20 protein-coding genes are annotated in these 22,959 nt (G+C 63.4%); 8 read left to right on the forward strand and 12 right to left on the reverse strand.

Annotated features, from left to right (window positions below; all coding sequences use genetic code 11):
* Nucleotides 1-157: 157 nt before the first annotated feature.
* Complete coding sequence (locus tag RA20_RS13855) at nucleotides 158-1,801, reverse strand: SulP family inorganic anion transporter (RefSeq protein ID WP_039129826.1); 1,644 nt, start codon at nucleotides 1,799-1,801, stop codon at nucleotides 158-160.
* Between the two features lie 187 nt (nucleotides 1,802-1,988).
* Here RA20_RS13855 and RA20_RS13860 point away from each other — a divergent pair, with 187 nt between their 5' ends.
* From RA20_RS13860 to RA20_RS13875, 5 genes are all read left to right on the forward strand, one after another.
* Nucleotides 1,989-3,569 (forward strand): hypothetical protein, encoded by a 1,581-nt coding sequence (locus tag RA20_RS13860; protein ID WP_152618518.1) that lies wholly within the window; start codon nucleotides 1,989-1,991, stop codon nucleotides 3,567-3,569.
* Between the two features lie 210 nt (nucleotides 3,570-3,779).
* Complete coding sequence (locus RA20_RS13865; protein ID WP_039129831.1) at nucleotides 3,780-4,643, forward strand: S-methyl-5'-thioadenosine phosphorylase; 864 nt, start codon at nucleotides 3,780-3,782, stop codon at nucleotides 4,641-4,643.
* A 491-nt stretch (nucleotides 4,644-5,134) separates the two neighbouring features.
* Complete coding sequence (locus RA20_RS13870) at nucleotides 5,135-5,764, forward strand: LysE family translocator (RefSeq protein ID WP_039129833.1); 630 nt, start codon at nucleotides 5,135-5,137, stop codon at nucleotides 5,762-5,764.
* A 117-nt stretch (nucleotides 5,765-5,881) separates the two neighbouring features.
* Nucleotides 5,882-6,019 (forward strand): hypothetical protein, encoded by a 138-nt coding sequence (locus tag RA20_RS25795; RefSeq protein WP_193748841.1) that lies wholly within the window; start codon nucleotides 5,882-5,884, stop codon nucleotides 6,017-6,019.
* A gap of 118 nt (nucleotides 6,020-6,137) precedes the next feature.
* Nucleotides 6,138-6,677 carry an adenine phosphoribosyltransferase gene (locus tag RA20_RS13875; RefSeq protein WP_039129835.1) on the forward strand — a complete coding sequence of 180 codons (540 nt, stop codon included), beginning with the start codon at nucleotides 6,138-6,140 and terminating at the stop codon, nucleotides 6,675-6,677.
* 211 nt (nucleotides 6,678-6,888) lie between these two features.
* Here RA20_RS13875 and RA20_RS13880 read toward each other — a convergent pair whose 3' ends face one another.
* From RA20_RS13880 to coxB, 11 genes are all read right to left on the reverse strand, one after another.
* The gene (locus tag RA20_RS13880; protein ID WP_039129838.1) at nucleotides 6,889-8,307 is read right to left on the reverse strand and encodes an FAD-binding oxidoreductase; all 1,419 of its coding nucleotides are present in this window, start codon (nucleotides 8,305-8,307) and stop codon (nucleotides 6,889-6,891) included.
* 41 nt (nucleotides 8,308-8,348) lie between these two features.
* Nucleotides 8,349-9,173, reverse strand: coding sequence for an MBL fold metallo-hydrolase (locus RA20_RS13885; protein ID WP_039129841.1), 825 nt, complete (start codon nucleotides 9,171-9,173; stop codon nucleotides 8,349-8,351).
* A gap of 289 nt (nucleotides 9,174-9,462) precedes the next feature.
* Complete coding sequence (locus tag RA20_RS13890; RefSeq protein ID WP_039129843.1) at nucleotides 9,463-10,053, reverse strand: GNAT family N-acetyltransferase; 591 nt, start codon at nucleotides 10,051-10,053, stop codon at nucleotides 9,463-9,465.
* Nucleotides 10,053-11,315: a M16 family metallopeptidase gene (locus RA20_RS13895; protein WP_039129844.1), complete on the reverse strand. Its 1,263-nt coding sequence runs from the start codon at nucleotides 11,313-11,315 to the stop codon at nucleotides 10,053-10,055. Before RA20_RS13895 ends, RA20_RS13890 begins: the two co-directional genes overlap by 1 nt.
* Nucleotides 11,312-12,700, reverse strand: coding sequence for a threonine synthase (gene thrC / locus RA20_RS13900; protein ID WP_039129845.1), 1,389 nt, complete (start codon nucleotides 12,698-12,700; stop codon nucleotides 11,312-11,314). Before thrC ends, RA20_RS13895 begins: the two co-directional genes overlap by 4 nt.
* 20 nt (nucleotides 12,701-12,720) lie before the next feature.
* Nucleotides 12,721-13,389: an SURF1 family protein gene (locus tag RA20_RS13905; RefSeq protein ID WP_039129847.1), complete on the reverse strand. Its 669-nt coding sequence runs from the start codon at nucleotides 13,387-13,389 to the stop codon at nucleotides 12,721-12,723.
* 116 nt (nucleotides 13,390-13,505) lie between these two features.
* The gene (locus RA20_RS13910) at nucleotides 13,506-14,315 is read right to left on the reverse strand and encodes a cytochrome c oxidase subunit 3 (protein WP_039129848.1); all 810 of its coding nucleotides are present in this window, start codon (nucleotides 14,313-14,315) and stop codon (nucleotides 13,506-13,508) included.
* Nucleotides 14,316-14,338: 23 nt separating this feature from the next.
* Nucleotides 14,339-14,926 (reverse strand): cytochrome c oxidase assembly protein, encoded by a 588-nt coding sequence (locus tag RA20_RS13915; protein WP_039129849.1) that lies wholly within the window; start codon nucleotides 14,924-14,926, stop codon nucleotides 14,339-14,341.
* Nucleotides 14,926-15,090 carry a hypothetical protein gene (locus RA20_RS13920; protein ID WP_039129851.1) on the reverse strand — a complete coding sequence of 55 codons (165 nt, stop codon included), beginning with the start codon at nucleotides 15,088-15,090 and terminating at the stop codon, nucleotides 14,926-14,928. The genes RA20_RS13915 and RA20_RS13920 overlap by 1 nt, the downstream gene beginning before the upstream one ends.
* A gap of 1 nt (nucleotide 15,091) precedes the next feature.
* Nucleotides 15,092-16,033 carry a heme o synthase gene (gene cyoE / locus RA20_RS13925; protein ID WP_039129892.1) on the reverse strand — a complete coding sequence of 314 codons (942 nt, stop codon included), beginning with the start codon at nucleotides 16,031-16,033 and terminating at the stop codon, nucleotides 15,092-15,094.
* 96 nt (nucleotides 16,034-16,129) lie between these two features.
* Nucleotides 16,130-17,050, reverse strand: a complete 921-nt coding sequence (coxB, locus tag RA20_RS13930; RefSeq protein ID WP_039129853.1) for a cytochrome c oxidase subunit II — start codon at nucleotides 17,048-17,050, stop codon at nucleotides 16,130-16,132.
* A gap of 192 nt (nucleotides 17,051-17,242) precedes the next feature.
* Between coxB and tldD the strand changes: the two genes are divergently transcribed.
* From tldD to topA, 3 genes are all read left to right on the forward strand, one after another.
* A complete protein-coding gene (tldD, locus tag RA20_RS13935) occupies nucleotides 17,243-18,664 on the forward strand; it encodes a metalloprotease TldD (protein WP_039129854.1) in 1,422 nt (473 codons plus the stop codon).
* A gap of 238 nt (nucleotides 18,665-18,902) precedes the next feature.
* On the forward strand, nucleotides 18,903-20,090 hold the full coding sequence (gene dprA, locus RA20_RS13940; protein WP_039129855.1) for a DNA-processing protein DprA: 1,188 nt from the start codon (nucleotides 18,903-18,905) through the stop codon (nucleotides 20,088-20,090).
* A gap of 188 nt (nucleotides 20,091-20,278) precedes the next feature.
* On the forward strand, nucleotides 20,279-22,900 hold the full coding sequence (gene topA, locus RA20_RS13945) for a type I DNA topoisomerase (RefSeq protein WP_039129857.1): 2,622 nt from the start codon (nucleotides 20,279-20,281) through the stop codon (nucleotides 22,898-22,900).
* The last annotated feature ends 59 nt before the right edge of the window (nucleotides 22,901-22,959 follow it).

The raw sequence follows: 22,959 nt of genomic DNA on the forward strand, positions 1-22,959 counted from the left end.
TTTGCCTTGGCGCGGCGGGGACCGGGTGGCAGGCATGGATCAGGGGATGGAGGATGCGGACCAGCTTTTGCTGGTATGGTGAGCCCAAAGCCCCCTCAAACAAGAAAGCCCGCAGTCCTTGGAACTGCGGGCTTTTCCTTTTTGCACTCCGAACCGCTCAGTGGCCGCCAAGGATCCCAGTCTTGACCGAGTAATCCACCGCGATCTCGTATTCCGGGTCGTCATCGCTGTCGACCATCAGGTGGCCTGCCTTGGTCAGCAGCTGGTGGCAATCGCGGCTCAGATGCCGCAGCACCAGCTTTTTGCCCTCCGCCTCATACTTGCCGGCCACCGCTTCGATCGCCTGCAGCGCCGACTGGTCCACCACCCGGCTGCGGGCGAAGTCGACGATCACATGCGCTGGGTCTCCAGCCACATCAAACAGCTCGATGAACCCATCGGTGGAGCCGAAGAACAGCGGTCCTTCGATCTCATAGACCTTGGCGCCTTTGTCGCTTTCGGACTCGCGGGTATAGGCGTGGATGCGGCGCGCATTGTTCCAGGCATAGGCCAGCGCCGAGACAATCACGCCCACAACCACAGCCACCGCCAGGTCCGACATCACGGTGACAACCGTCACCAGAACGATCACAAAGGCGTCCATCATCGGCACCTTCCGCATGATCTTAAGGCTGTTCCAGGCAAACGTCCCGATCACCACCATGAACATCACGCCTACCAGGGCCGCCAGCGGGATCTGCTCGATCAGCGGCGAGGCCACCACGATGAACAGCAAGAGGAACAGCGCCGCGGCGATGCCCGCAATCCGCGTCCGGCCGCCCGATTTCACATTGATCATCGACTGGCCGATCATCGCACAGCCGCCCATGCCGCCAAAGAAGCCCGTGACCACGTTGGACGCGCCCTGCGCAATGCACTCCTGGCTTGCCCCGCCGCGCTTGCCGGTGATCTCGCCCACCAGGTTCAGCGTCAGCAGGCTCTCGATCAGGCCGATCGCCGCCAAAATGACCGCATAGGGCAGGATGATCCACAGCGTCTCCAGCGTGAAGGGCGCAAGTGCCGTGCCATAGAGCCCCTCACCCGTGCCGAACGGATTGTGGAAGCTCGGGAAACCGCCCTTGATCGAGGCCATATCGCCCACGGTCGGCACGTCGATGTTCAGCGCAATGACCAGAACCGCCACAACACCGATGCCTGCCAGCGGCGCCGGGATCACGGATGTGATCTTCGGCATCCCCCAGATGATCAGCATGGTGAGGCCAACCAGCCCCAGCATCATGTAAAGCTGCATCCCGCTCAGCCATTCCGCACCGCCTGAACCCGGTACCTTGAACTGCGTCAGCTGCGCCAGGAAGATCACGATGGCCAGACCATTCACAAAGCCAAGCATCACCGGATGCGGCACAAGGCGGATGAACTTGCCCCAATGCATCACACCCGCGATGATCTGCAAAATGCCCATCAGCACCACGGTGGCAAAGAGATATTCCACACCATGCTGCGCCACAAGCGCCACCATCACCACCGCCAGCGCGCCGGTCGCACCCGAGATCATCCCGGGCCGACCGCCGAACACCGCGGTGATCAGACCCACCATGAAGGCCGCATAGAGGCCGACCAGCGGATGCACCCCCGCCACAAAGGCAAAGGCGACGGCCTCCGGCACCAGCGCCAGCGCCACGGTCAGGCCCGACAAAAGCTCCGTGCGCACGCGGCCCACGGTAAAGCCCTCGTCCTGCATGATCGAAAGATTGGGCGGGGAAATCTGCTTGGCCAGCAAAGCCATGGCTGCGCGTCTCATAAGGTCTACCTGTGCTCGGGAGGAAAGCTGTTGCGCCCGCCCCTAGCGGAAATGCGCCTTTGGGGCAAGGGCGCGGGCCTTCCGCAGGGAATACCGCGTCTGCGGGACGCAAAGAGGCCACCCTCCCTGCTGCAACCGTCCGCGCGCGAGGTATCTGCTCAGACGGACCGGGATAAAACTTTAGCGCTTGTTACAGCTTCACCGCTCGCCCCGCCTTGAAAATACGCCCCAAGCCGCCGATGATCCCCCTATTCGGTTTGAAGGATTTGAGATGCAGCGATTTACAAGCTGGGACGAGATTGAGCCCACCGAGGCGGAGCGGAAGCTAATGCAGGCCGCAATGGCCGGTGAATTCTGCCACTGCAGCCCCGAGGGTCAAACCCCGCCAGAGCCAGCGGATTGGTCGTCGCTGCCCGCTGACCGCCACATCCGCGCCGATGTGCTGCGCTTCTTCCTGCGCGGCGGCTGTGCAGACAGCCAGGTCACGGAAGTCGGCGTTGCCCTGGCAGGCGCGCTGATCAGCGGTGAATTAAATCTGATGGATTGCGAAATCCCCGGCAACATGCTGCTGCACAATTGCCGGTTTCAGCATGGCATCTACGCTACCCGCTGTAACGCTAAGACAGATTTCCGGCTGCGCTCGTGCAAGCTGCCGTTTCTTGCAGCTGACGGACTTAAAGTCGGCGGACAGCTGGACTGTGAGGGCGCCGAGTTCAAGAACCAGGGCGGAGAGGCGCTGAACCTCCAGAACGCTGAGATTAGCCAAGACCTGTTCCTCCGCTCCGTAAAAATTTTTGGCGCGGCGGATCTGAAGCACCTCAAAACAGGAGGTGAACTGTCCTGCGAAGACGCAGACTTCCAAAACAAGGGCAGGACCGCGTTGAATCTCCAGAACGCAAAGATTGGCCAAGACTTGTTCTTTCGCAATCAGGTAAGGGTACAAGGGGTCGTAGATCTGACCACTGCACGCTGCGGTGACTTGGTGGATGATCCTGACTGCTGGCCGGACGGTGCACCAGACGGTGAAAACTACATCCTTGACGGGTTCACCTATCGCCGTCTTCACGGCCCCACCGATGCCCGCATTCGGCTCAACTGGCTGGCGCAGGGCGACCACTGGGAGGGGGAGTTCTACCCCCAGCCCTACAAACAGCTCGCCAAGGTGCTGCACGATATGGGGCATGAGGCGGATGCGATGAAAGTCCGCGTCAAGCTTGCCTGCGAACTGCGGGCAGAAGCACGGCGGGAAGCTATTCCGAGGTCACCCGCCTTTGCATTTCTGCGCCCGGCGAGACGCGGCGCGCTTTGGATCTGGCACGGGCTTTCCTTTTTACTAACTGCCCACGGATACCGCCCTTGGCAGTCCCTTTTTGCGCTCGCCCTTTTGATTGTCATGACTTCCATTCCAACAAAGCAGGCCTGGGAAGAAGGCAGCTTCGCCCCAAATTCCAGCGTGATCCTGAACTCGCAAAGCTGGGCAGCCTATGCTTCAGCTTACAACCACCCGCCGCACCCGAACCAGGCGCAGGACTGGAGCCAAACCTCTATCCCGGGCCGCGATTGGGAGAGCTTCCATTCTCTTGCCTATGCCGCCGATGTGGTGATCCCCATCATCAACTTCGGCCAGACCGACGCCTGGTCCCCTTCGACCGAGCGCGGCCCCTGGGGGTATCACCTCTGGTGGCTGCGCTGGCTCTTCGCAACCTTGGGCTGGATCGTCACCGCCCTTGGCGCCGCTGCGCTGACCGGGATCATACGGCGCGAGTAGGCCTCTCGCCCTTTCCTCTTTCCAGAAACATCCCCGCCGGAGGCTCCCGCGCTTGCAGCACCCCCCGGTGTACGAGGGGTGCACGGCCGGTGCACGCTTGTCACCCCCTGTTTATCAGCTTGGGCTTGCCAAATCCGGCGCCGCTTGCGCATATCCCAGACAACAGCATCAGGAGGGCAGCACGTGACCGCAGCAACACCCCGTGAAACCATGATTGCCGTGATCGGCGGCTCGGGCATTTATGAGATCGACGGGCTGGAAGGCGCCGAATGGGTCTCGGTCGAAACCCCCTGGGGGGCGCCGTCGGATCAGATCCTGACCGGTTCGCTGGACGGCGTGAAAATGGCCTTCCTGCCCCGCCACGGCCGCGGCCATGTGCATTCCCCGACCGAGGTCCCCTATCGTGCCAATATCGACGCGCTGAAACGGCTGGGCGTGACCGATGTGTTCTCGGTCTCCGCTTGCGGATCGTTCCGCGAGGAGATGGCACCGGGCGATTTTGTTGTTGTGGATCAGTTCATTGACCGCACCTTCGCGCGCGAGAAGAGCTTTTTCGGCACCGGCTGCGTCGCCCATGTGAGCGTCGCGCACCCCACCTGCGAACGTCTGTCGAATGCGGCGGAAGCGGCGGCGCGCGATGCAGGCGTCAACGTCCACCGCGGCGGCACCTACCTGTGCATGGAGGGGCCGCAGTTCTCCTCGATGGCAGAAAGCAAACTCTACCGCGAGCAATGGGGCTGCGATGTGATCGGCATGACCAACATGCCCGAAGCCAAGCTCGCCCGCGAGGCGGAGCTGTGCTACGCATCCGTTGCCATGGTCACGGATTATGACAGTTGGCATCCCGAGCATGGCGCAGTGGAAATCACTGAAATCATTGCGACTTTGCAAGGCAACTCCGCCAATGCCCGCGAGCTGGTCCGGCGCCTGCCCGGCCTCTTGGGCCGCGAGCGCGCCGATTGCCCGCATGGCTGCGACAAGGCGCTGGAATATGCCATCATGACCGCCCCCGAGAAACGCGACCCGGCGCTGCTGGCCAAGCTGGACGCGGTGGCGGGCCGGGTGCTGGGCTGACCCCAAGCAGCAGGCCACGGGAAGTTGGGGCGGCCCCAAGGGCCGCCCCTTTTTTGTGCGCTGCAGTTCCTTTTTCAGCCGGCAGAATATGCCCGCAGATTTCAGGGCCTTCAAATGCGCTTTCAGGGATTGGGCATAGCCCGCTTGCTGGCCTGCTGTCCGAGAACTTCCGCATCGCCGCACTGCTCCTTCCTGAAAACATGCCCTCTCGCTGTTCACAAATGCGCTGGAGGGCCGGGCCGCAACGCTGTTTGCGGCACTGGCCGGGATTGGGAAGCGTTGGGGCGGCTGGAGGGTTCTCTCACCTCAGGCTGGCTCTTCGGATACTCCTTGGGGTTCTGCGCGCTGCCGATGGTGCTGGCCCGGGTCTGGCCCCTGGTTGCCAAAGGCCGGCCGTTTGAGGCGCTGATGCGCTGGAGCACGAGCTTCCCCGTTGACACGCGTGCATTTCCGGGGATTGCTGCAAGCGCACCAACAGCCCGGAGAGACCCATGGACCTGAACCTTTGGCTGGCCTTCAGCGCCGCTTCCATCGCCCTTCTGATGATCCCCGGGCCGACCGTGCTGCTGGTGCTGAGCTATGCGCTTTCCAAGGGCCGGCAGGTGGCGGTGGCCTCGGCGCTTGGGGTGGCCCTGGGGGATTTCATCGCCATGAGCGCCTCGCTGGCCGGGCTTGGCGCGCTGGTGATGGCATCTGCCACGCTGTTTTCCGTGCTGAAATGGGCCGGTGCCGCCTATCTTGTCTGGCTGGGGGTAAAGCTCTGGCGCAGCGCGCCGGAAGCGGCAATCGAGCGGTTCAAGCCGGACAGCAGCGTCGAGGCCCGCGGCGTCTTTGGCCATGCGGCGGCGGTGACGGCGCTGAACCCGAAATCCATCGCCTTCTTCATCGCCTTTGTACCGCAGTTCATCCGGCCGGAAACCAGCCTGGCGCCGCAGTTTGCCGTTCTGATCGCAACCTTTGTCGGACTCGCGGCGCTGAATGCGCTGGCCTATGCGCTGCTGGCAGACAAGCTGCGGCGCTGGATTGCCAAGCCCGCAGCCGCCGCCGCTGTCACCCGGACCGGGGGATTGGCCCTCATCGGCATGGGGGCCGCCACCGCGCTGCTGCGCCGCCCGGCCTGAGCAGGAGGCAGAGCCGCACCGGCGGCGTTTGATTTCGCCGCCTGCGGACGCTAGGCTTCAGGGGCATCCTCCCTCCGGCTCCGGATGATCCCTTGCAACGCAACCCAGTACCGTCCCATGACAGTAAACCTCCACACCGCCCGCAACCTGCTGACCCGCCGCCGCCGGGACTGGCGCGGCGCGCATCTGGCCTGGCTGCCCTCCAGCCTTTACCGCAGCTACCTGTCACGCCGCAAAATCCGGCACGGCGGGTAACAACATCAGGTACCGGCATCATAGCCTCTTGCATGAGGCCGCCGCTTCGGCCACACCCCGGCTGGCCCGGGGCTGAAGCCGGGCGACTGTTTCATTTTCCGCCAAGGGGAGCCGTCCCATGCCCAAGAAGCCTGACGTCAAGGACTACATCCGCACCATCGTGGACTTTCCCCACGAAGGGATCATGTTCCGCGATGTGACCACCCTGTTTGCCGATCCGCGCGGCTTCCGCATGGCAATTGACCAGATGCTGCACCCCTACGCGGGGGAGCAGATCGACAAGGTGGTAGGCCTTGAGGCGCGCGGCTTCATCCTGGGCGGCGCCATTGCGCACCAGCTGAGCGTGGGTTTTGTGCCGATCCGCAAGAAAGGCAAGCTGCCCGGCACCACCATCAGCCAGGAATACAAGCTGGAATACGGCGAGGCGATTGTCGAGATCCACGACGACGCCATCAAACCGGGCGAAAAGATCCTGGTGGTTGATGACCTGCTCGCCACAGGCGGCACGGCCGGCGCCGGCATCAAGCTGATTGAACGGCTGGGCGGAGAGATCGTCTCCTGCTCCTTCATTGTCGACCTGCCCGAGCTGGGCGGCCGCAAACTGCTTGAGGCGGCAGGCATGGATGTGCATGTGCTGTGCGAGTTCGAAGGCCTGTGACCTCTGACTGCGGCCTCTGCTGCAGCGGAGTGCTCCCGCCCGCTTCAGCGCATTTGAAAATGCGCATTGCCGGTTGGGTATAGCCTTTCAGGCTCCTGAAGGAGCCTGAAAGGCGCGCCGCGCTCTTGCGCGGCGCCGGGCCCAAAGCCGCCAGGCTGCCCGGCAGGGCCGGGCAGCCGCGGGTGCGGGAGCCCCCCCTGATGTCCTGAAATCAGCCCCCAGCTAGCACAGCTCCGGGGTTCATGATGCCATTCGGATCCAGCGCCTGCTTGATGGCCCGCATGGCGGCCAGCTTGACAGGGTCGCCATAGCGCTGCAGATCGCCGGTCTTCATCCGCCCCACCCCATGCTCGGCGCTGAAGGAGCCGCCAAAGGCATGGACCAGATCGTGCACGGCTTCCTTCACCGCGTCCCGCACAGCGTGGAACTCATCGCGAGAACGGCCTTTGGGCGGGAAGACATTGTAGTGTAGGTTGCCATCCCCCAAGTGTCCAAAGCAGTTGATGCGGAAGTCTCCCAGCGCGGCAACCGCCTTGCCGCCTTGTTCGATAAAGGCAGGGATTTCTGAGATCGGCACCGAGATATCGTGGCTGGAAACAGAACCCACCGCTTTGTTGGCCACCGGGATGTGCTCACGCACGGCCCAGAGCCCCTGCCGCTGCGCCTCGGACTGCGCAATCACACCATCAGCAGCAAGGCCTGCGTCCAGCGCGGCCGCAAACAGATCTGCCAGCGCTTCATCCGCATTCAGGCCGCGCGGCAGGCCCAGCTCAATCAGCACGCACCATTCCGGCGCCTCCGCAAAGGGCTGACGGATCTGCGGCTGGGTTTCCGCCAGAAACGCCAGCCCCTGCCTGTGGATCAGTTCAAAGGCGCTGACTGCCTCGCCAGCCTGGCTGCGCGCGAGCGCCAGCAGCGCAATGGCGGCCTCCGGGTCCCTGACGGTGAAAACTGCCGCGCCCTGCCCTGCCGGAACCGGGGAGAGCTTCAGCGAGGCAGCCGTGATCATTCCAAGAGTGCCTTCGGCGCCGATCAGCAGGTTCTTCAGATCATAACCGGTGTTGTCCTTGCGCAGCCGCGACAGGCCATGCCAGATCTCACCCGACGGCAGCACCGCCTCCAGCCCCAGGCACAGGTCGCGGGCATTGCCGTAGCGCAGCACGTTCACCCCGCCTGCATTGGTCGAAAGATTGCCGCCGATCCGGGCCGAGCCCTCAGCAGCCAGCGACAGCGGAAACAGGCGGCCTGCCTTCTGCGCCGCAGCCTGCACATCCGCCAGAATGGCGCCGGCTTCAGCGACAAGGACATTCTCCTGCGGGTACACCGCCCGGATGGCCGACATCCGTTCCAGCGAGATGACCAGCGGCGCTGGTCCATCGGGCTTCACCTGGCCGCCAACCAGGCTTGTGCCGCCGCCATAGGGAACAACCGGCACGCAGGCCGCATTGGCTTCCCTCAGCAGGATAGAAACCTGCTCCACCGTCTGCGGCAGTGCCAGAACACCGGCCTGCCCCTGGTAGCGCCCGCGCGGCTCTTCCAGGTAGCGCGGTTCAGGCGGGCGCAGTACGCTTTCCGGCAGCAGAGCGGAGAGACGGGCGGCAAAAGCGGGATCGGCAGGGGTCAGCGTCATGCCTTATCCATGGCGCAAGCTGCACCCGCAGGCAAGGAAGGTCATTCGCCGGCTTCCAGGTACCGGGGCCGCAGCACATGGATCGTGGGGCGGCTGGGCAGGCTGCGCAGGGACACCGTCAGCGTGCTGTTCCCTTCATTGACGACGCTGAACTCCGGGCCGACCCGGGCCAGGAAGCGTTCCAGCGAGTAATCCGTGAACCAGTGCATCGGGATGATGACCGAGGAGCGCAGCCGCCCCAGCACCTCCAGCATCTGATCCAGCGGCAGGGTGATGCCGCCATCCACCGCTGCCATCACCACATCCAGCCGTCCAAGTGCTGCGAACTGCTCCGGTGTCGGCACATGGTGCAGATGGCCGAGGTGGCCGATGCAGAGGCCTGCGGCCTCGAAGACAAAGATCGAATTGCCGAGCGGCTCTACCCCGCCGAACATGTTGCGGATGTCGGTCGGAACGTTGCGGATCAGCATTTCTCCGAGGTCCAGGTGGTGCTGAGCCCCCGTTCCGGCAGGCCCCCACCCCTGCAGCACATGCGGGATCGCCGGGTCCGGATGTGCGGTCCAATGGGTTTCATGCGCGTGGTTCATGGTGACCGCATCGGGGATCAGCGGCGCGGAGCCGGTGAAGCCGGTGAAATCGGTCACCACATTGAGCCCGCCTTCAGTCCTGAGCAGGAAGGAGGCATGGGCAATGTAGCGGATATGGACGCTGTCCCGGGAAACAGGATCCTGCCAGCTGGCCTTCTGCAGATACTCCAGCCCGTCCGTGCTTTCGGCCAGGGCGATGCAATGGCTCGCCCGCCGCTCCTGTGCATGCAGAGCACCGGCAAAAAGGGTCAGGCAGAGAAACCAAAGAAGAGCGCGCATGACGCAGGTTCTAGGGCGTATTTTCCCGCTGTCAGCCTTTTGGGTGGAAATTCCTCTCAGAGGCCCTCCCGCCCGCTCCTGCAGAATTTGAAATTCTGCCTCGCAGTTGGGCATAGCGCCGGGCCGCCGGCCCGGCGCGGGCGGTTCGCTTTCGCAGCCGGTTCTTCCGGCCGCAAGGCCGGACAGCGCCGCGCCTCAGGCGCGGCGCTATGCCCAACGGGAGCGGTGCATCACAGATGCACCAGCGACGGGCGGGAGTTCCTGAATCCGGCTGTGCAGATGATTGCGGTCAGGCCTGCCCGGCCAGTGTCTTGCCGCGGCGGTCGTGGCGCAGGGAGGCATAAAGCACATGGGTCCGCCAGCGGCCGTTGATCTGCAGATAGGACTGGGCAACGCCTTCGTATTTGAAGCCGGATTTCTCCAGCAATCCGCGGGACGCCTGGTTTTCCGGCAGGCAGGCGGCCTCGATCCGGCTGAGGTCCAGCTTGCTGAAGGCATAGTGCACCACCGCGCCAATCGCCTCGCGCATGTAGCCCTGACGGGCAAAGCTCTGGCCGGTCCAATAGCCCAGGGTGCCGGATTGCGCCGGGCCGCGGCGGATGTTGTCCAGGGTGATGGCCCCGACCAGCTGGCTGTCCTCCCGGCGGATCAGGAACAGCGGCAGCGCAGTGCCGCCGGAGACTGAGCGGCGGGCCCAGTAAACCCGGTTGGTGAAGCTCTTGCGGCTGAGATGATCCGCCGCCCAGCTGGGCTCCCAAGGCGTGAGATAAGCCTGGCTTTGCAGGCGCAATGCCGCCCAGCCGTGAAAATCCGCATGCACCGGCGGCCTGAGAGTCAGGCGCTCGGTTTCAATACGGACCTTGCGGCGGTTCAGCAGCATCAGGCGGCGCGCCTCTCCTGCAGCCTCTCCAATGCGGGGGCGCCGTCCACCGGGCCGTAAAGCGCAAGTGCTGCAGGTGCTGCTACCGCCATGGTCTCGGCCAGCTCACGCACGTCTTTGGTGGTGACCGCATTGATGCGCTCCACCGTGCGCTCCAGCGACGGCACCTTGCCCCAGATCTGCACCAGCCGCGCCAGACGCTCGGCCCGGTTGGAGGGGCTTTCCAGCCCCATCAGCATGCCGGCCTTCATCTGGGCGCGGGCGCGCTCGACCTCGGCATCGTTCATATCATCCGCAGCGCGCTTCATCTCGTCGATGGTGATGCCTGCCAGCTCCGCCAGCTGCTCGCCCGAGGTGCCTGCGTAGACGGTCATCGAGCCGGTATCGGCATAAGACCCTGCCTGCGAGAAGATCGTGTAGCACAGGCCGCGTTTTTCGCGCACCTCCTGGAACAGCCGCGAGGACATGCCGCCGCCAAGGGCGCTGGCATAGATCTGCGCAGTGTACATCGACTGGTCGCGGTAGCTGGGCGCCTCAAAGGCCAGCGCGAAATGCGCCTGTTCCAGATCCTTGACCTGCCGTGCCTCGCCGCCGGTGAAGGTGGCACCTTCCGCAGTGAAATCGGCTTTCGGCTCCATGTGGCCGAACAGACGCTCGGCCAGTTTGACCAGTTCATCGTGATCCACACCGCCAGCGGCTGCGAGGATCATCTGGCCGGGACCGTAGTGCTCCGCCACGAAGCCCTGCAGGTCCTCGCGAGAGAAGCTGCTGACGCGTTCTGCCGGGCCCAGAATAGTCCGCCCCAGCGGCTGGCCGCGGTAGCTTTCCTCCTGCAGCCAGTCAAAGATCACATCATCGGGCGTATCCAGCGACTGGCCGATTTCCTGCAGGATCACCCCGCGCTCAACCTCGATCTCGCGCTGATCGAACACCGGATTCAGCAGGATATCCCCGATCACATCCACCGCCAGCGGCACGTCGTCCTTCAGCACACGGGCGTAATAGGCCGTCACCTCGCGCGAGGTATAGGCGTTGATATAGCCGCCTACATCCTCGATCTCCTCGGCGATCTGCAGGGCCGAGCGCCGCTTGGTGCCCTTGAAGGCCATATGCTCCAGGAAATGGGCGATACCGTTCTGCTCAATCCGCTCGTGGCGGCCGCCGGCGCTTACCCAGATCCCGATCGCCGCGGATTCCAGCCCCGGCATATGCTCGGAGACGATGCGGAACCCGTTGGCGAGTGTGTGCTGCTGTACGGTCAATGCGCGATGTTCTTTCTGATGTGATCCTCAAGGGCAGCCAGATCGTTTGCGATCCGGGTCACCCGTTCCGACCTCTCATACAGGTCGGACATGCGCGGCGGCAAGGGCGGATGGATACCGCTGGCATCTTCCACGGCTGCCGGGAATTTCGCCGGATGCGCAGTGGCCAGGGTGATCATCGGCACGTCTGCGCTTCGGTGCTCATTGGCGACCTTCACGCCGACCGCGCCATGCGGGCAGAGCAGCTCGCCCGAGGCTGCCAGTTCGGATTTGATGGTGGCCAGAGTCTCCTCCTCGGAGGTGCGGCCCGAGGCATAGGTCTCGGACAGCGCCTGCATCGCGCCCTGCGAGACGTCAAAACCGCCGTTCTTCAGCTCATCCATCAGCTGGGCGATGGCCTTGGCATCTTTGCCATAGGCGTAGAACAGGGCGCGTTCGAAGTTGGAGGAGACCTGAATGTCCATCGACGGCGAGATCGAGGGCTGGGTGTCACCCTTGTAATAGCCCTGCCCCGACAGGCAGCGGTGCAGAATGTCGTTCTGGTTGGTGGCAACCACCAGCTGGTCGATGGGCAGGCCCATCTGCTTGGCGATGAAGCCTGCAAAGATGTCACCGAAGTTGCCGGTGGGCACGGTGAAGCTCACCTTGCGCTGCGGTGCGCCGAGGCTCACGGCAGAGGAGAAGTAATAGACCACCTGCGCCAGCACCCGGGCGATGTTGATCGAATTGACGCCAGCCAGTTTCACGCCATCGCGGAAGTCGAAGTCGTTGAACATGTCTTTCACGCGCGCCTGGCAATCGTCGAAGTCGCCATCAACGGCCAGCGCATGGACATTGGCGTCCTGCGGCGTGGTCATCTGGCGGCGCTGCACCTCAGACACACGGCCGTGCGGATAGAGGATGAAGACATCGACATTGGACAGGCCGCGGAAGGCCTCCATCGCCGCCGAGCCGGTATCGCCGGAGGTTGCGCCTGCGATGGTCACCCGGTCGCTGCGGCGCTCCAGTGCGGCCTGGAACAGCTGGCCGATCAGCTGCATGGCGAAGTCCTTGAACGCCAGCGTCGGGCCGTGGAACAGTTCCAGCAGGAAATGGTTCGGCGCCAGCTGCTTGAGCGGTGCGCGGGCGGCGTGGCCGAAGCCTTCGTAGGCGCGGGCGATGATGCCGCGGAATTCCTCATCGGTGAAGCAATCGCCGATGAAGGGGCGCATGACGCGGAAGGCGGTTTCCTCGTAGGACAGGCCCGCCAGCGCCGCGATCTCATCCTGCGGCATCTGCGGGATTTCGGCCGGCACATAGAGGCCGCCGTCACGGGCCAGTCCGGTCAGCATGGCGTCTTCAAAGGTCAGCTCGGGCGCTTGGCCCCGGGTCGAGATATATTTCATCGCCTTCAGCTCTTTTCAGTTCAGGAGCGGCTGCGCCGCAGGAAATAGACAGTCATCGCGGCCCAGATAGCGGCCAGCGAAAACCAGGTGATCGCGTATTGCAAGTGGTTGTTCGGGATGGAGGCCGTGTTGACGGGAACCGGCAGCAGCCCCGCCTCCCCCTCCGGGTTCGCGCGCAGGACGATCATCACCGCTTCGGTGCCAAGCTGTGCCGCCATCTTTCCGGTGTCGCGGGCGTACCAGATGTTGCCGGCCAGATCCGGGTCAGGCGTGTAGCTGTCGGTCTCCTGCGGCCAGTGGATGTTACCATCAATGCCGGCAGGGCCGGCCAGGCGTGCGGCCTGCTTTTCCTTCACCGGGACAAAGCCGCGGTCGATCAGAACCTTGCGGCCATCCGCCAGGGTGAAGGGGGAAATCACCCGGTAGCCAGGGCCGATATCCTTGACCGAGGTGAGCACGTGCAGCTCCTCTGACCCGATCTCCCCTTCCAGGCGAACCGGGAGGTACTTGTCCGCTTCGGGGTCGAACTGGGCCGGCAGGGAGGCGGAAGGTGCCTCTGCGATCCGCGCATCTATGGTGGCGAGGATATTTTCCTTCCAGGCCTTGCGCTGCAGCTGCCAGGTGCCGAGGCCGGTCAGAACGGCCAGGCCCGCGCCGCTGATGATCAACAGGAAGATGACACGCCGCATCGACGCTGTGCTCCGCTTCAAAGTTCAGGGCGCGCAAGGTGTCCCTTGCGCGCCCCGTGTGTGACTTCAAGCCTGCGGATAATCAACCGCAAACATGTAACCCATACAAACCGCCCTTACAGGCCCGCGGTGCCCCAGATGTAGACAGCCACGAAGAGGAACAGCCAGACAACGTCCACGAAGTGCCAGTACCAGGCCGCGGCCTCGAAGCCGACGTGCTGTTCCGGAGTGAAGTCGCCCTTCATCGCGCGGATCAGGCAGACGGTCAGGAAGATGGTGCCGATGACCACGTGGAAACCGTGGAAGCCGGTGGCCATGAAGAAGTTCGAATAGAACTCGTCGCCGCCGAACTGCCAGCCTTCGTGCAGCAGGTGGTAGTACTCGTAGCCCTGCAGGAAGGTGAAGGCGATGCCGAACGCGATGCCGATGGCCAGGCCCTGCACCAGCGCTTTGCGGTCGTTGTTGTGGACCAGCGCGTGGTGCGCCCAAGTCACGGCACAGCCCGACAGCAGCAGGATCAGAGTGTTGATCAGCGGCAGGTGGAACGGGTCGACCGGCAGGATTTCCGGCGCGATGTACTCGGTGCCGATATAGGTCTCCATCGGGTAGATGGCGTGTTTGAAGAACGACCAGAACCAGGCGAAGAAGAACATCACTTCGGACATCACAAACAGGATGAAGCCATAGCGCAGGCCGATACGCACAACCGGGGTGTGGTCGCCCTGTTTGCTTTCCTTGACGACTTCCGACCACCAGGCGAAGGCCGAGTACAGCACCAGCACCAGTGCGCCCCAGAACAGATAGGACGTGATGCCCTGCATCCACAGCACGGCGCCGAACAGCATGAAGAAGGTGCCCAAGGAGCTCAGCAGCGGCCAGATCGACGGCGGCAGAATGTGATAATCGTGATTTTTAGCGTGCGCCATTTAAGTGTCCCTCACCTAGCGGCCTAGTTCGTGGTTGAGCCTGCCCCGGTGTTTTCCCCGGTATCGAGGGCTGCGTATCCCTCGGGCAGATCGATTTCATTGAACGTGTACGACAGCGTGATCGTATGCACGTATTTTGCGTCCCGGTCATCAATGATTTCCGGATCAACATAGAAGGTCACGGGCATCTGCACCCGCTCCCCCGGCTGAAGCACCTGCTCGGTAAAGCAGAAGCAGTCGATTTTTTCGAAGAAATAGCCGGCCTCGTACGGCACCACATTATAGGATGCCTGGCCCGCTACCGGGCGGTCGGTCGGGTTATAGGCCTCGTAGAAGGCAAGCCCGGTTTCGCCCAGCTTGATCTCCATCTCGCGCACCACCGGCTTGAACTCCCACGGCATGCCGAGGGCCTTGGAGGCGTCGAAGCGCACCTTGATGGTCTGCTCCAGCACGGTGTCGGAACCGGCACTGGCCACCTGAGTGACACCGCCAAAGCCGGTCACCCGGCAGAACCAGTCGTAGAACGGCACCGAGGCCCAGGAGAGGCCGCCCATCAGGACAACCACGCCGACCAGCTGCACAACGGTTTTCTGGGGCCCCTGCAGCGCCATCAGTTCTGCGCCTCCTGCGTTTCCGGGAACTGGAAGCCGGAGGAAGTCACCTTGACCATAGTCAGCACCATGATCAGCACCACAAATGCGGCCAGCAAGATGCCAACGCCCTTGTTGAGGCCCGAGCGGCGCTTGTGGATCTCGTGTTCCTTGTGCAGCGCCATGTTACCAGCCTCCCAGCCCGAAGGGTTTCAGCAGAGCTTCGGCCAGGATGGCGCCGAAATGCAGGAACAGATACAGCAGCGACAGTTTGAAGAAGCTGCGCTCAACCTTGAAGTTGTCGGCTTCGGAGTCGTCCTCGTCGCGGCGGGTGATCTTCCAGGCACCGTGCAGGAACATCGCGTTCAGCACCAGGGCCACGGCCAGATACAGCGGGCCGCCGATGCTGGAGAACGCGGTGCCAACGGCCAGAACGGCCAGCAGCACGGTATAGGCCAGGATGTGGAGGCGGGTCGAGCGGCGGCCGTGGGTCACGGTCAGCATCGGCACGCCCGCGTCGTCATAATCCGAACGCATGAACAGCGCCAGCGCCCAGAAATGCGGCGGCGTCCACATGAAGGTCAGCAGGAACATCAGCCAGGGTTCAACCGACATGGTGCCGGTTGCGGCGATCCAGCCGATCACTGGCGGGAAAGCGCCTGCGGCGCCGCCGATCACGATGTTCTGCGGCGTCGCCCGCTTGAGCCACATGGTGTAGATCACCACGTAGAAGAAGATGGTGAAGGCCAGGAATGCACCCGCAAAGACGTTGGCGGCCAGCGCCAGCATGATCACCGACAGGCCCGACAGGGCCAGCCCCAGGGCCAGCGCCTCGCCTGCCTCGACCTTGCCGGCCGGGATAGGGCGCCCTTTGGTGCGCTTCATCACCTTGTCGATATCAGCATCCCACCACATGTTCAGCGCGCCGGAAGCGCCGCCGCCGATGGCAATGAACAGGATGGCGCAGAAGCCGACAACGGGATGCACGCCAACGGGAGCTGCCAGCAGGCCGACCAGAGCGGTGAACACAACCAGCGACATGACCCGCGGCTTCAGCAGGGCGAAATAATCGCCGAAGCTGGCCTCGTCTTCATATGCGCGGCTGGCGTTGATGCTTGCGTCGGTCATCTTGGGTCCTTTGGCGGCAACAGGTGCGCATCGCTGCGCACCCTGGTCTTTTTTCTGAAACATATGGAGCTCCCTCAAGCTCCATATAGCCAGTTATCAGTTCGAGGCGACCTGGAAGGCCTGCGGGGTGCCCGCCAGTTCTTCCTTGGTGGCAGCCAGCCAGGCATCGTATTCGGCCTGGGTCACGACCTTGACGGTGATCGGCATATAGGCGTGATCCTTGCCGCACAGTTCGGAGCACTGGCCGAAGTAGACGCCTTCCTTGCCTTCGTCGACGTTGAACCACAGTTCCGCCAGACGGCCGGGAACCGCATCCTGCTTCACGCCGAAGGCCGGGATGGTCCAGGAGTGGATCACGTCGGCTGCGGTCACCTGCATCACGATGGTCTTGCCCGACGGCACCACAACCGAGGTGTCGGTGGCCAGCAGGAACTCGTCCTCGTTAAAGCCTGCGTCGACCAGCTTGGCCCGCATCGCGTCATCCAGCACAAACGGGGTGACGTCGGCGTCGGCCGGGCGGGCGTCAGTGTCGAGGGTCGACGGGTTGCCCAGCATGTAGCTTTCGAACTCGACGCCTTCGTCGACATATTCATAACCCCAGTACCACTGGTAGCCGGTCACCTTGATGGTGATGTCGCCTTCGGGGATTTCCTGCTGGGCAAACAGCTGCGGCAGCGAGAAGGAACCGATGAACACCAGAACCAGGATCGGGATCACGGTCCAGGCGATTTCAATCGGGGTGTGGTGGGTGAACTTGGCCGGTGTCGGGTTGGCGCGGCGGTTGAAGCGGACAATCGCCCACAGCAGCAAACCTGCAACAAACACGCAGATCACGGTGATGATCACCAGGATCATCCAATCCAGTTTATGGATCCCGTCCATCAGCGAGGTGGCCGCCGGCTGGAAGTTCAAGCCGCCGTCGACCGGCTTGCCAATGGTTTCCAGGCCTTCTTGCGCTGTGGCTGGAAGGCTCGAAAGGCCGGCGAAAAGGCCCGAAAGCATCAAAGCGTTTTTCATGTTCTGTCCTGATCGGTTGATCGCATGTTCCTGCGGCAGCACGAATCACAGGAATCAATGATTCCACAAAACGCACCTGCCCCGTTGTCTTTGACGCCGCTTAAAATCATATTCAGAGGCACAGATAAAGAGGCAGCCAAGCGTCAAACCGTCGCTTTCTTGATTTAGATCAAAAATTCTGAGGACCGTGCCATGGAAAACCCAGCCTTCCGCCCCTTTGAAACCGCGCTTCCAGAAGATGAGGCGCTGGCCTGCCTGCGCGACGCGCTGAACGGGGCCGAAGATGGCGAGATCTTTGCCGAACGCCGCAAGTCCGAGGCGCTGTCCTTTGACGACGGGCGGCTGCGCAGCGCCAGCTATGACGCGTCCGAGGGATTCGGCCTGCGTGCCGTGAACGGCGATGTGGCCGGCTACGCGCATTCCACCGATGTCTCCATCGCCTCGCTGCGGCGGGCCGCAGAGACGGCCAAACTGGCTGTGGGCGACGGCGGCGGCACCTACTCGGATGCGCCTCAGGCAACCAACACCAAGCTTTACACCGATGCCGATCCGATCAGCGCCATGCCCTTCCCGGTCAAGGTGGAGACCCTGCGCGAAATCGATGCCTATGCCCGCGATCTGGACAAGCGCGTTGTGCAGGTGTCCGCGTCCCTGGCCGCATCCCTGCAGGAAGTGGAGATCCTCCGCGCCGACGGGGCGCGGGTCAGCGACATCCGCCCGATGGCGCGGCTGAACGTGTCGGTCATTGTTGAAAAAGACGGCCGCCGCGAGAGCGGCTCGGCAGGCGGCGGCGGGCGGCTGGGGCTTGATGGCCTGGTCGACCCCAAGCACTGGCAGGCTCAGGTGCAGGAGGCGCTGCGGATCGCGCTGGTCAATCTGGACGCGGTTCCCGCGCCTGCCGGCGAGATGGATGTGGTGCTAGGCCCCGGCTGGCCCGGCATCCTGCTGCACGAGGCGATCGGCCACGGGCTGGAGGGCGACTTCAACCGCAAGGGCTCATCGGCGTTTGCCGGCCTGATGGGGCAGCAGATTGCCGCCAAAGGCGTCACGGTGCTGGATGATGGCACCATTCCGGACCGGCGCGGCTCGATCACCGTGGATGACGAAGGCACCCCAAGCCAGAAGACCGCGCTGATCGAAGACGGCGTGCTGGTCGGCTTCATGCAGGACCGCCAGAACGCGCGGCTGATGGGGGTTTCCCCTACCGGCAACGGCCGGCGCCAAAGCTATGCCCATGCACCGATGCCGCGGATGACCAACACCTATATGCTGGGCGGCGAGGCCGACCCCGGCGATCTGGTGGCGGGAATCAAGGACGGCATCTGGGCCGTGGGTTTTGGCGGCGGCCAGGTGGACATCACCAATGGCAAGTTCGTGTTCTCCTGCACCGAAGCCTACCGGGTGAAGGATGGCAAGGTCGGTGCGCCGGTCAAGGGCGCCACGCTGATCGGCGACGGCGCCACTGCCTTGAAGCAGATTCGCGGGCTTGGCAACGACATGGCGCTGGATCCCGGCATGGGCAACTGCGGCAAGGCCGGCCAATGGGTACCGGTCGGAGTCGGACAGCCATCGGTTCTGATGGGCGGTCTGACGGTGGGCGGCTCAGCCGCCTGAGGACGTCACTCCAACTGGCCTATTCCCGATTGAAGCTAAAAGCCACGGCCCGGACACTTGTGCATCCGGGCCGGTTTGGTTTTGAAACGCGCTCGCAACCATAGGGTGAAGGTCAATTCTACATTCACTTTGGTTACTCCGGAAAATTTTCGAGGAATTTCCAAAAAACCTCACCACGTTCACCACCTGTTAACCAGCCTAAGGTTAATTCTGGTTCTGCAAACAGGCGGAGCTGCGGATGACTGAAGAAGCATTTTCTTCCACTCACCCCCCACTCCCACCCACCACGGAAGATACGCAGTATTCCTGGCTTCGTCTGTTGCGCTCCAAGCGGGTAGGCCCGGTGACGTTTCACCGGCTGCTCGCCGAATACGGTTCAGCGCAGAACGCGCTGGATGCGCTGCCCGAAGTGGCACGCTCCGCAGGTATCAAGGGGTATGAAACATGCCCTGCCAGTGCGGTGGACGCCGAAATTGAGGCCGCAAAAGCCGCCAAAGCGCGGCTTTTGTGCTTTTCGGATCCCGGCTATCCCCAGCTTCTGAAGGGCTTGAAGGATGCGCCGCCGCTCTTGTGGGCTATCGGCGACCTGTCAGTGCTGAACCGGCCGATGATCTCGCTGGTCGGCGCCCGCAATGCCTCCTCGCTGGGGCTGCGCATGGCACGCTCGCTGGCGCAGAGCCTGGGCGAAGCGGGTTACACAGTGGTCTCCGGCCTGGCCCGCGGCGTCGACACGGCGGCGCATCAGGCGGCGCTGCCGACCGGCACCGTCGCAGTTCTGGCAGGCGGTGCCGATGTGATCTACCCCGCGGAAAATGCCGGGCTGGCCGAACGCATCAGCGAAACCGGTCTTTGCCTGTCCGAGCAGCCGATGGGCATGACGCCACAGGCCCGCGACTTCCCCAAGCGCAACCGGATCATTGCCGGTCTGCCACGGGCCGTCGTGGTGGTGGAGGCGGCAGCAAAGTCCGGGAGCCTGATTACCGCCCGGGACGCCCTGGACTATGGCCGCGAAGTGCTGGCGGTCCCCGGGCATCCGTTTGACGCCCGCTCCTCCGGCTGCAACCGGCTGATCCGCGACGGTGCGGTCCTGATCCGCGACGCAGCCGACGTGCTGGAGGCATTGCCACCGCAGGAAACCGCTGCTGCCGCCAAGGATGCTGCCCCGGCAGCCAGTTTGCAGCAGGCACTGGCGGAATTGCCGCCGCCACCGCCCCAGCGGCGCAGCCTGGCGGAGACCCACGCCCTGCATCAGCAAATTCTTGGCAGGCTGGGCCCCACGCCCACGTCTGAAACCGACCTGCTGCGCGACCTCTCCCTGCCGCCGCAGGATCTGGCTCCGGCACTGACCGATCTCGAACTTGAAGGCACGATCACCCGCCAGCCCGGCGGCCTGCTGTCCAAGGCCCTGCCGGAGGACAAAGACTGACACCCCCTGCCCCGCCAAACGCCCGGAAACGGCGCTGCAAAGCCCCCAGTGCAAGCCGCCGCCGCGGCAGAGCAAACACCGCCTTTACCGCCGCGTCCATTGCACCCGGATTGACAATCCCCCCTTGCGCCCCACATCTTGCCCCGCCATAGAACCCGCAGAAGCGGTCCGAAGAGGTATCAGAATTAATGCCAGTTGTTGTTGTCGAATCCCCGGCCAAAGCAAAAACAATCAATAAATACCTGGGCTCCGGCTATACGGTTCTGGCGTCATACGGCCATGTGCGCGACCTGCCGCGCAAGGATGGGTCGGTCGATCCTGACGACGGTTTTGGCATGACCTGGGAGGTCGGCGCTGATTCCCGTAAACATGTGAAGGCCATTGCCGACGCGCTGAAAGAGGACAATGCGCTGATTCTCGCCACCGACCCCGACCGCGAGGGAGAGGCAATCAGCTGGCATTTGCAGGAGGCGCTGACCAAGCGCCGCTCGATCAAGAAAGACACGCCGGTCAGCCGGGTGACCTTCAACGCCATTACCAAGGAAGCGGTGACCGAGGCGATGAGCAAGCCCCGCCAGGTCGACATGCCGCTGGTGGAGGCCTATCTGGCGCGGCGTGCGCTGGACTATCTGGTCGGCTTCAACCTGTCGCCGGTTTTGTGGCGCAAGCTGCCCGGCGCCCGCTCCGCGGGCCGGGTGCAGTCGGTCTGCCTGCGGCTGATCGTCGAGCGCGAGATGGAGATCGAGGCCTTCAATGCCCAGGAGTACTGGTCCGTACGGGCACAGCTGGCCACCCCGCGCAGCCAGGAGTTCGAGGCGCGCCTGACCGTGCTGGGCGGCGAGAAACTGGATAAGTACTCGCTGAAAAACGCCACCGCAGCGGAACTGGCGGTGCAAGCGGTCGCGTCGCGCAGCCTGTCGGTGCTGTCGGTGGAGGCGAAGCCTGCCGCCCGCAACCCCTCTGCGCCCTTCATGACTTCGACCCTGCAGCAGGAAGCCAGCCGCAAGTTCGGCATGGGCGCGCGCCAGACCATGAATGCAGCGCAGCGCCTGTATGAAGCGGGCTACATCACCTATATGCGGACTGATGGCATCGATATGGCGCCGGAGGCCGTGCAGGAGGCCCGCGCCGAGATCGAAAAGCGCTATGGCGCCGAATACGTGCCCTCCTCTCCGCGGATTTACAAGAACAAGGCGAAGAACGCTCAGGAAGCGCACGAATGTATCCGCCCGACGGATATGAGCCGCGATGCCAAGGCGCTGAAGGTCACCGACGACGATCAGCGCAAACTCTACGACCTGATCTGGAAACGCACCCTGTCCTGTCAGATGGAAGGCGCCCGGCTGGAGCGCACCACCGTCGACATCGGCTCGGACGACCGCCAGGTGGTGCTGCGTGCCACCGGCCAGGTGGTGCTGTTCGACGGTTTCATGCGGGTCTACGAGGAAGGCCGCGATGACGTCTCGGATGAAGACGACAAGCGCCTGCCGCAGATCATGCAGGGCGAGGCGCTGAAATTTGCCTCCTCCCTGGCAGCACAGGCTGACAAGGCCGGCAAGGACGCATCAGTGCTGTCCGAAAGCGGCGCCGTGCTGGCGCTGCAGCACCACACCCAGCCGCCGCCGCGCTATACCGAGGCCACCCTGGTCAAGCGGATGGAAGAGCTGGGCATCGGCCGGCCCTCGACCTATGCGTCTGTGATCACCACCATTCAGGACCGCGAGTATGTCCGCAAGGAGAAAAACCGCCTGTTCCCCGAGGACAAGGGCCGGATCGTCACCATCTTCCTGCTGAACTTCTTCCGCAAGTACGTGGGTTACGAGTTCACCGCCAATCTGGAAGAAGAGCTCGATGACGTGAGCGCCGGCGACCGCGACTACAAGGATCTGCTGGGCAAGTTCTGGCGCGATTTCTCGGCAGCGATCACTGAAACTTCGGATCTGCGGATCACCGAAGTTCTGGACGTTCTGGATGACGCGCTGGCGCCGCAGCTTTACCCGCCTCGCGAGGATGGCACCGACCCGCGCAGCTGCCCCAAATGCGGCGCGGGCCAGCTGCATCTGAAAACTTCGCGCACCGGCGGCTTTGTCGGCTGCGGCAACTATCCTGAGTGCAACTACACCCGTCCGATCTCAGGCGAGGGTGCCGAGGGATATGAACGCATCCTGGGCGAAGACAACGGGGATGAGATCCACCTGAAGTCCGGCCGTTTCGGGCCCTATGTGCAGCGCGGCGAAGCCACGCCCGAGAACAAGAAGCCGCCGCGGTCGTCGCTGCCCAAACAGGGCAAGGATTTCCTGCCCGGCTGGGGGCCGAATGAAGTCACCCTGGAACAGGCCCTGACCCTGCTTACCTTGCCGCGCGAAATCGGCCAGCACCCGGATGGCGGCGCCATTCAGTCCAACCTGGGCCGGTTCGGGCCGTATATCGCGCATCAGCTGCCGGACGAGGAGAAACCAGTTTATGTGAACCTCAAAGACACATTGGATGTCTTTGAGATCGGCATGAACCGGGCGGTTGAGATGCTGGCGGAGAAGCGCGCCAATCCGGGCCGCGGGCGCGGACGGGCTGCAGCCAAGCCGCTGAAGGAACTGGGCGAGCACCCCGAGAGCGGCGGCGCCGTCAACATCCTGGACGGGCGTTACGGGCCTTACGTGAAATGGGAGAAGGTGAACGCCACACTTCCCAAGGACGTGGAGCCCAAGGACGTGACCATGGAGATGGCCGTGAAGCTGATTGCGGAGAAGTCCTCCAAAGGCGGGAAGAAAAAAGCGGCCCCAAAAAAGAAGAAAGCCGCATCCAAAAGCTGAGCTGCAGGCTGTTCACCTGCCCATGCAGCTGCAGCCTGCGGCAAAACCGCCGCGGGCTG

It is taken from the genome of Leisingera sp. ANG-Vp, assembly GCF_000813725.1.
Classification (GTDB): domain Bacteria; phylum Pseudomonadota; class Alphaproteobacteria; order Rhodobacterales; family Rhodobacteraceae; genus Leisingera.

Coding starts and splice junctions, on each gene's coding strand:
- thrC (WP_039129845.1), bottom strand. CDS start 12,700: ATGAAATATATCTCGACCCGGGGCCAAGCGCCCGAGCTGACCTTTGAA.
- RA20_RS13920 (WP_039129851.1), bottom strand. CDS start 15,090: ATGGCGCTGCACAAGGAACACGAGATCCACAAGCGCCGCTCGGGCCTC.
- cyoE (WP_039129892.1), bottom strand. CDS start 16,033: ATGACCGACGCAAGCATCAACGCCAGCCGCGCATATGAAGACGAGGCC.
- RA20_RS13890 (WP_039129843.1), bottom strand. CDS start 10,053: ATGCTGCTGAACCGCCGCAAGGTCCGTATTGAAACCGAGCGCCTGACT.
- RA20_RS13865 (WP_039129831.1), top strand. CDS start 3,780: ATGATTGCCGTGATCGGCGGCTCGGGCATTTATGAGATCGACGGGCTG.
- RA20_RS13870 (WP_039129833.1), top strand. CDS start 5,135: ATGGACCTGAACCTTTGGCTGGCCTTCAGCGCCGCTTCCATCGCCCTT.
- RA20_RS13855 (WP_039129826.1), bottom strand. CDS start 1,801: ATGAGACGCGCAGCCATGGCTTTGCTGGCCAAGCAGATTTCCCCGCCC.
- RA20_RS13880 (WP_039129838.1), bottom strand. CDS start 8,307: ATGACGCTGACCCCTGCCGATCCCGCTTTTGCCGCCCGTCTCTCCGCT.
- RA20_RS13910 (WP_039129848.1), bottom strand. CDS start 14,315: ATGGCGCACGCTAAAAATCACGATTATCACATTCTGCCGCCGTCGATC.
- RA20_RS13875 (WP_039129835.1), top strand. CDS start 6,138: ATGCCCAAGAAGCCTGACGTCAAGGACTACATCCGCACCATCGTGGAC.
- RA20_RS13885 (WP_039129841.1), bottom strand. CDS start 9,173: ATGCGCGCTCTTCTTTGGTTTCTCTGCCTGACCCTTTTTGCCGGTGCT.
- dprA (WP_039129855.1), top strand. CDS start 18,903: ATGACTGAAGAAGCATTTTCTTCCACTCACCCCCCACTCCCACCCACC.
- coxB (WP_039129853.1), bottom strand. CDS start 17,050: ATGAAAAACGCTTTGATGCTTTCGGGCCTTTTCGCCGGCCTTTCGAGC.
- tldD (WP_039129854.1), top strand. CDS start 17,243: ATGGAAAACCCAGCCTTCCGCCCCTTTGAAACCGCGCTTCCAGAAGAT.
- RA20_RS13915 (WP_039129849.1), bottom strand. CDS start 14,926: ATGGCGCTGCAGGGGCCCCAGAAAACCGTTGTGCAGCTGGTCGGCGTG.
- topA (WP_039129857.1), top strand. CDS start 20,279: ATGCCAGTTGTTGTTGTCGAATCCCCGGCCAAAGCAAAAACAATCAAT.
- RA20_RS13905 (WP_039129847.1), bottom strand. CDS start 13,389: ATGCGGCGTGTCATCTTCCTGTTGATCATCAGCGGCGCGGGCCTGGCC.
- RA20_RS25795 (WP_193748841.1), top strand. CDS start 5,882: ATGACAGTAAACCTCCACACCGCCCGCAACCTGCTGACCCGCCGCCGC.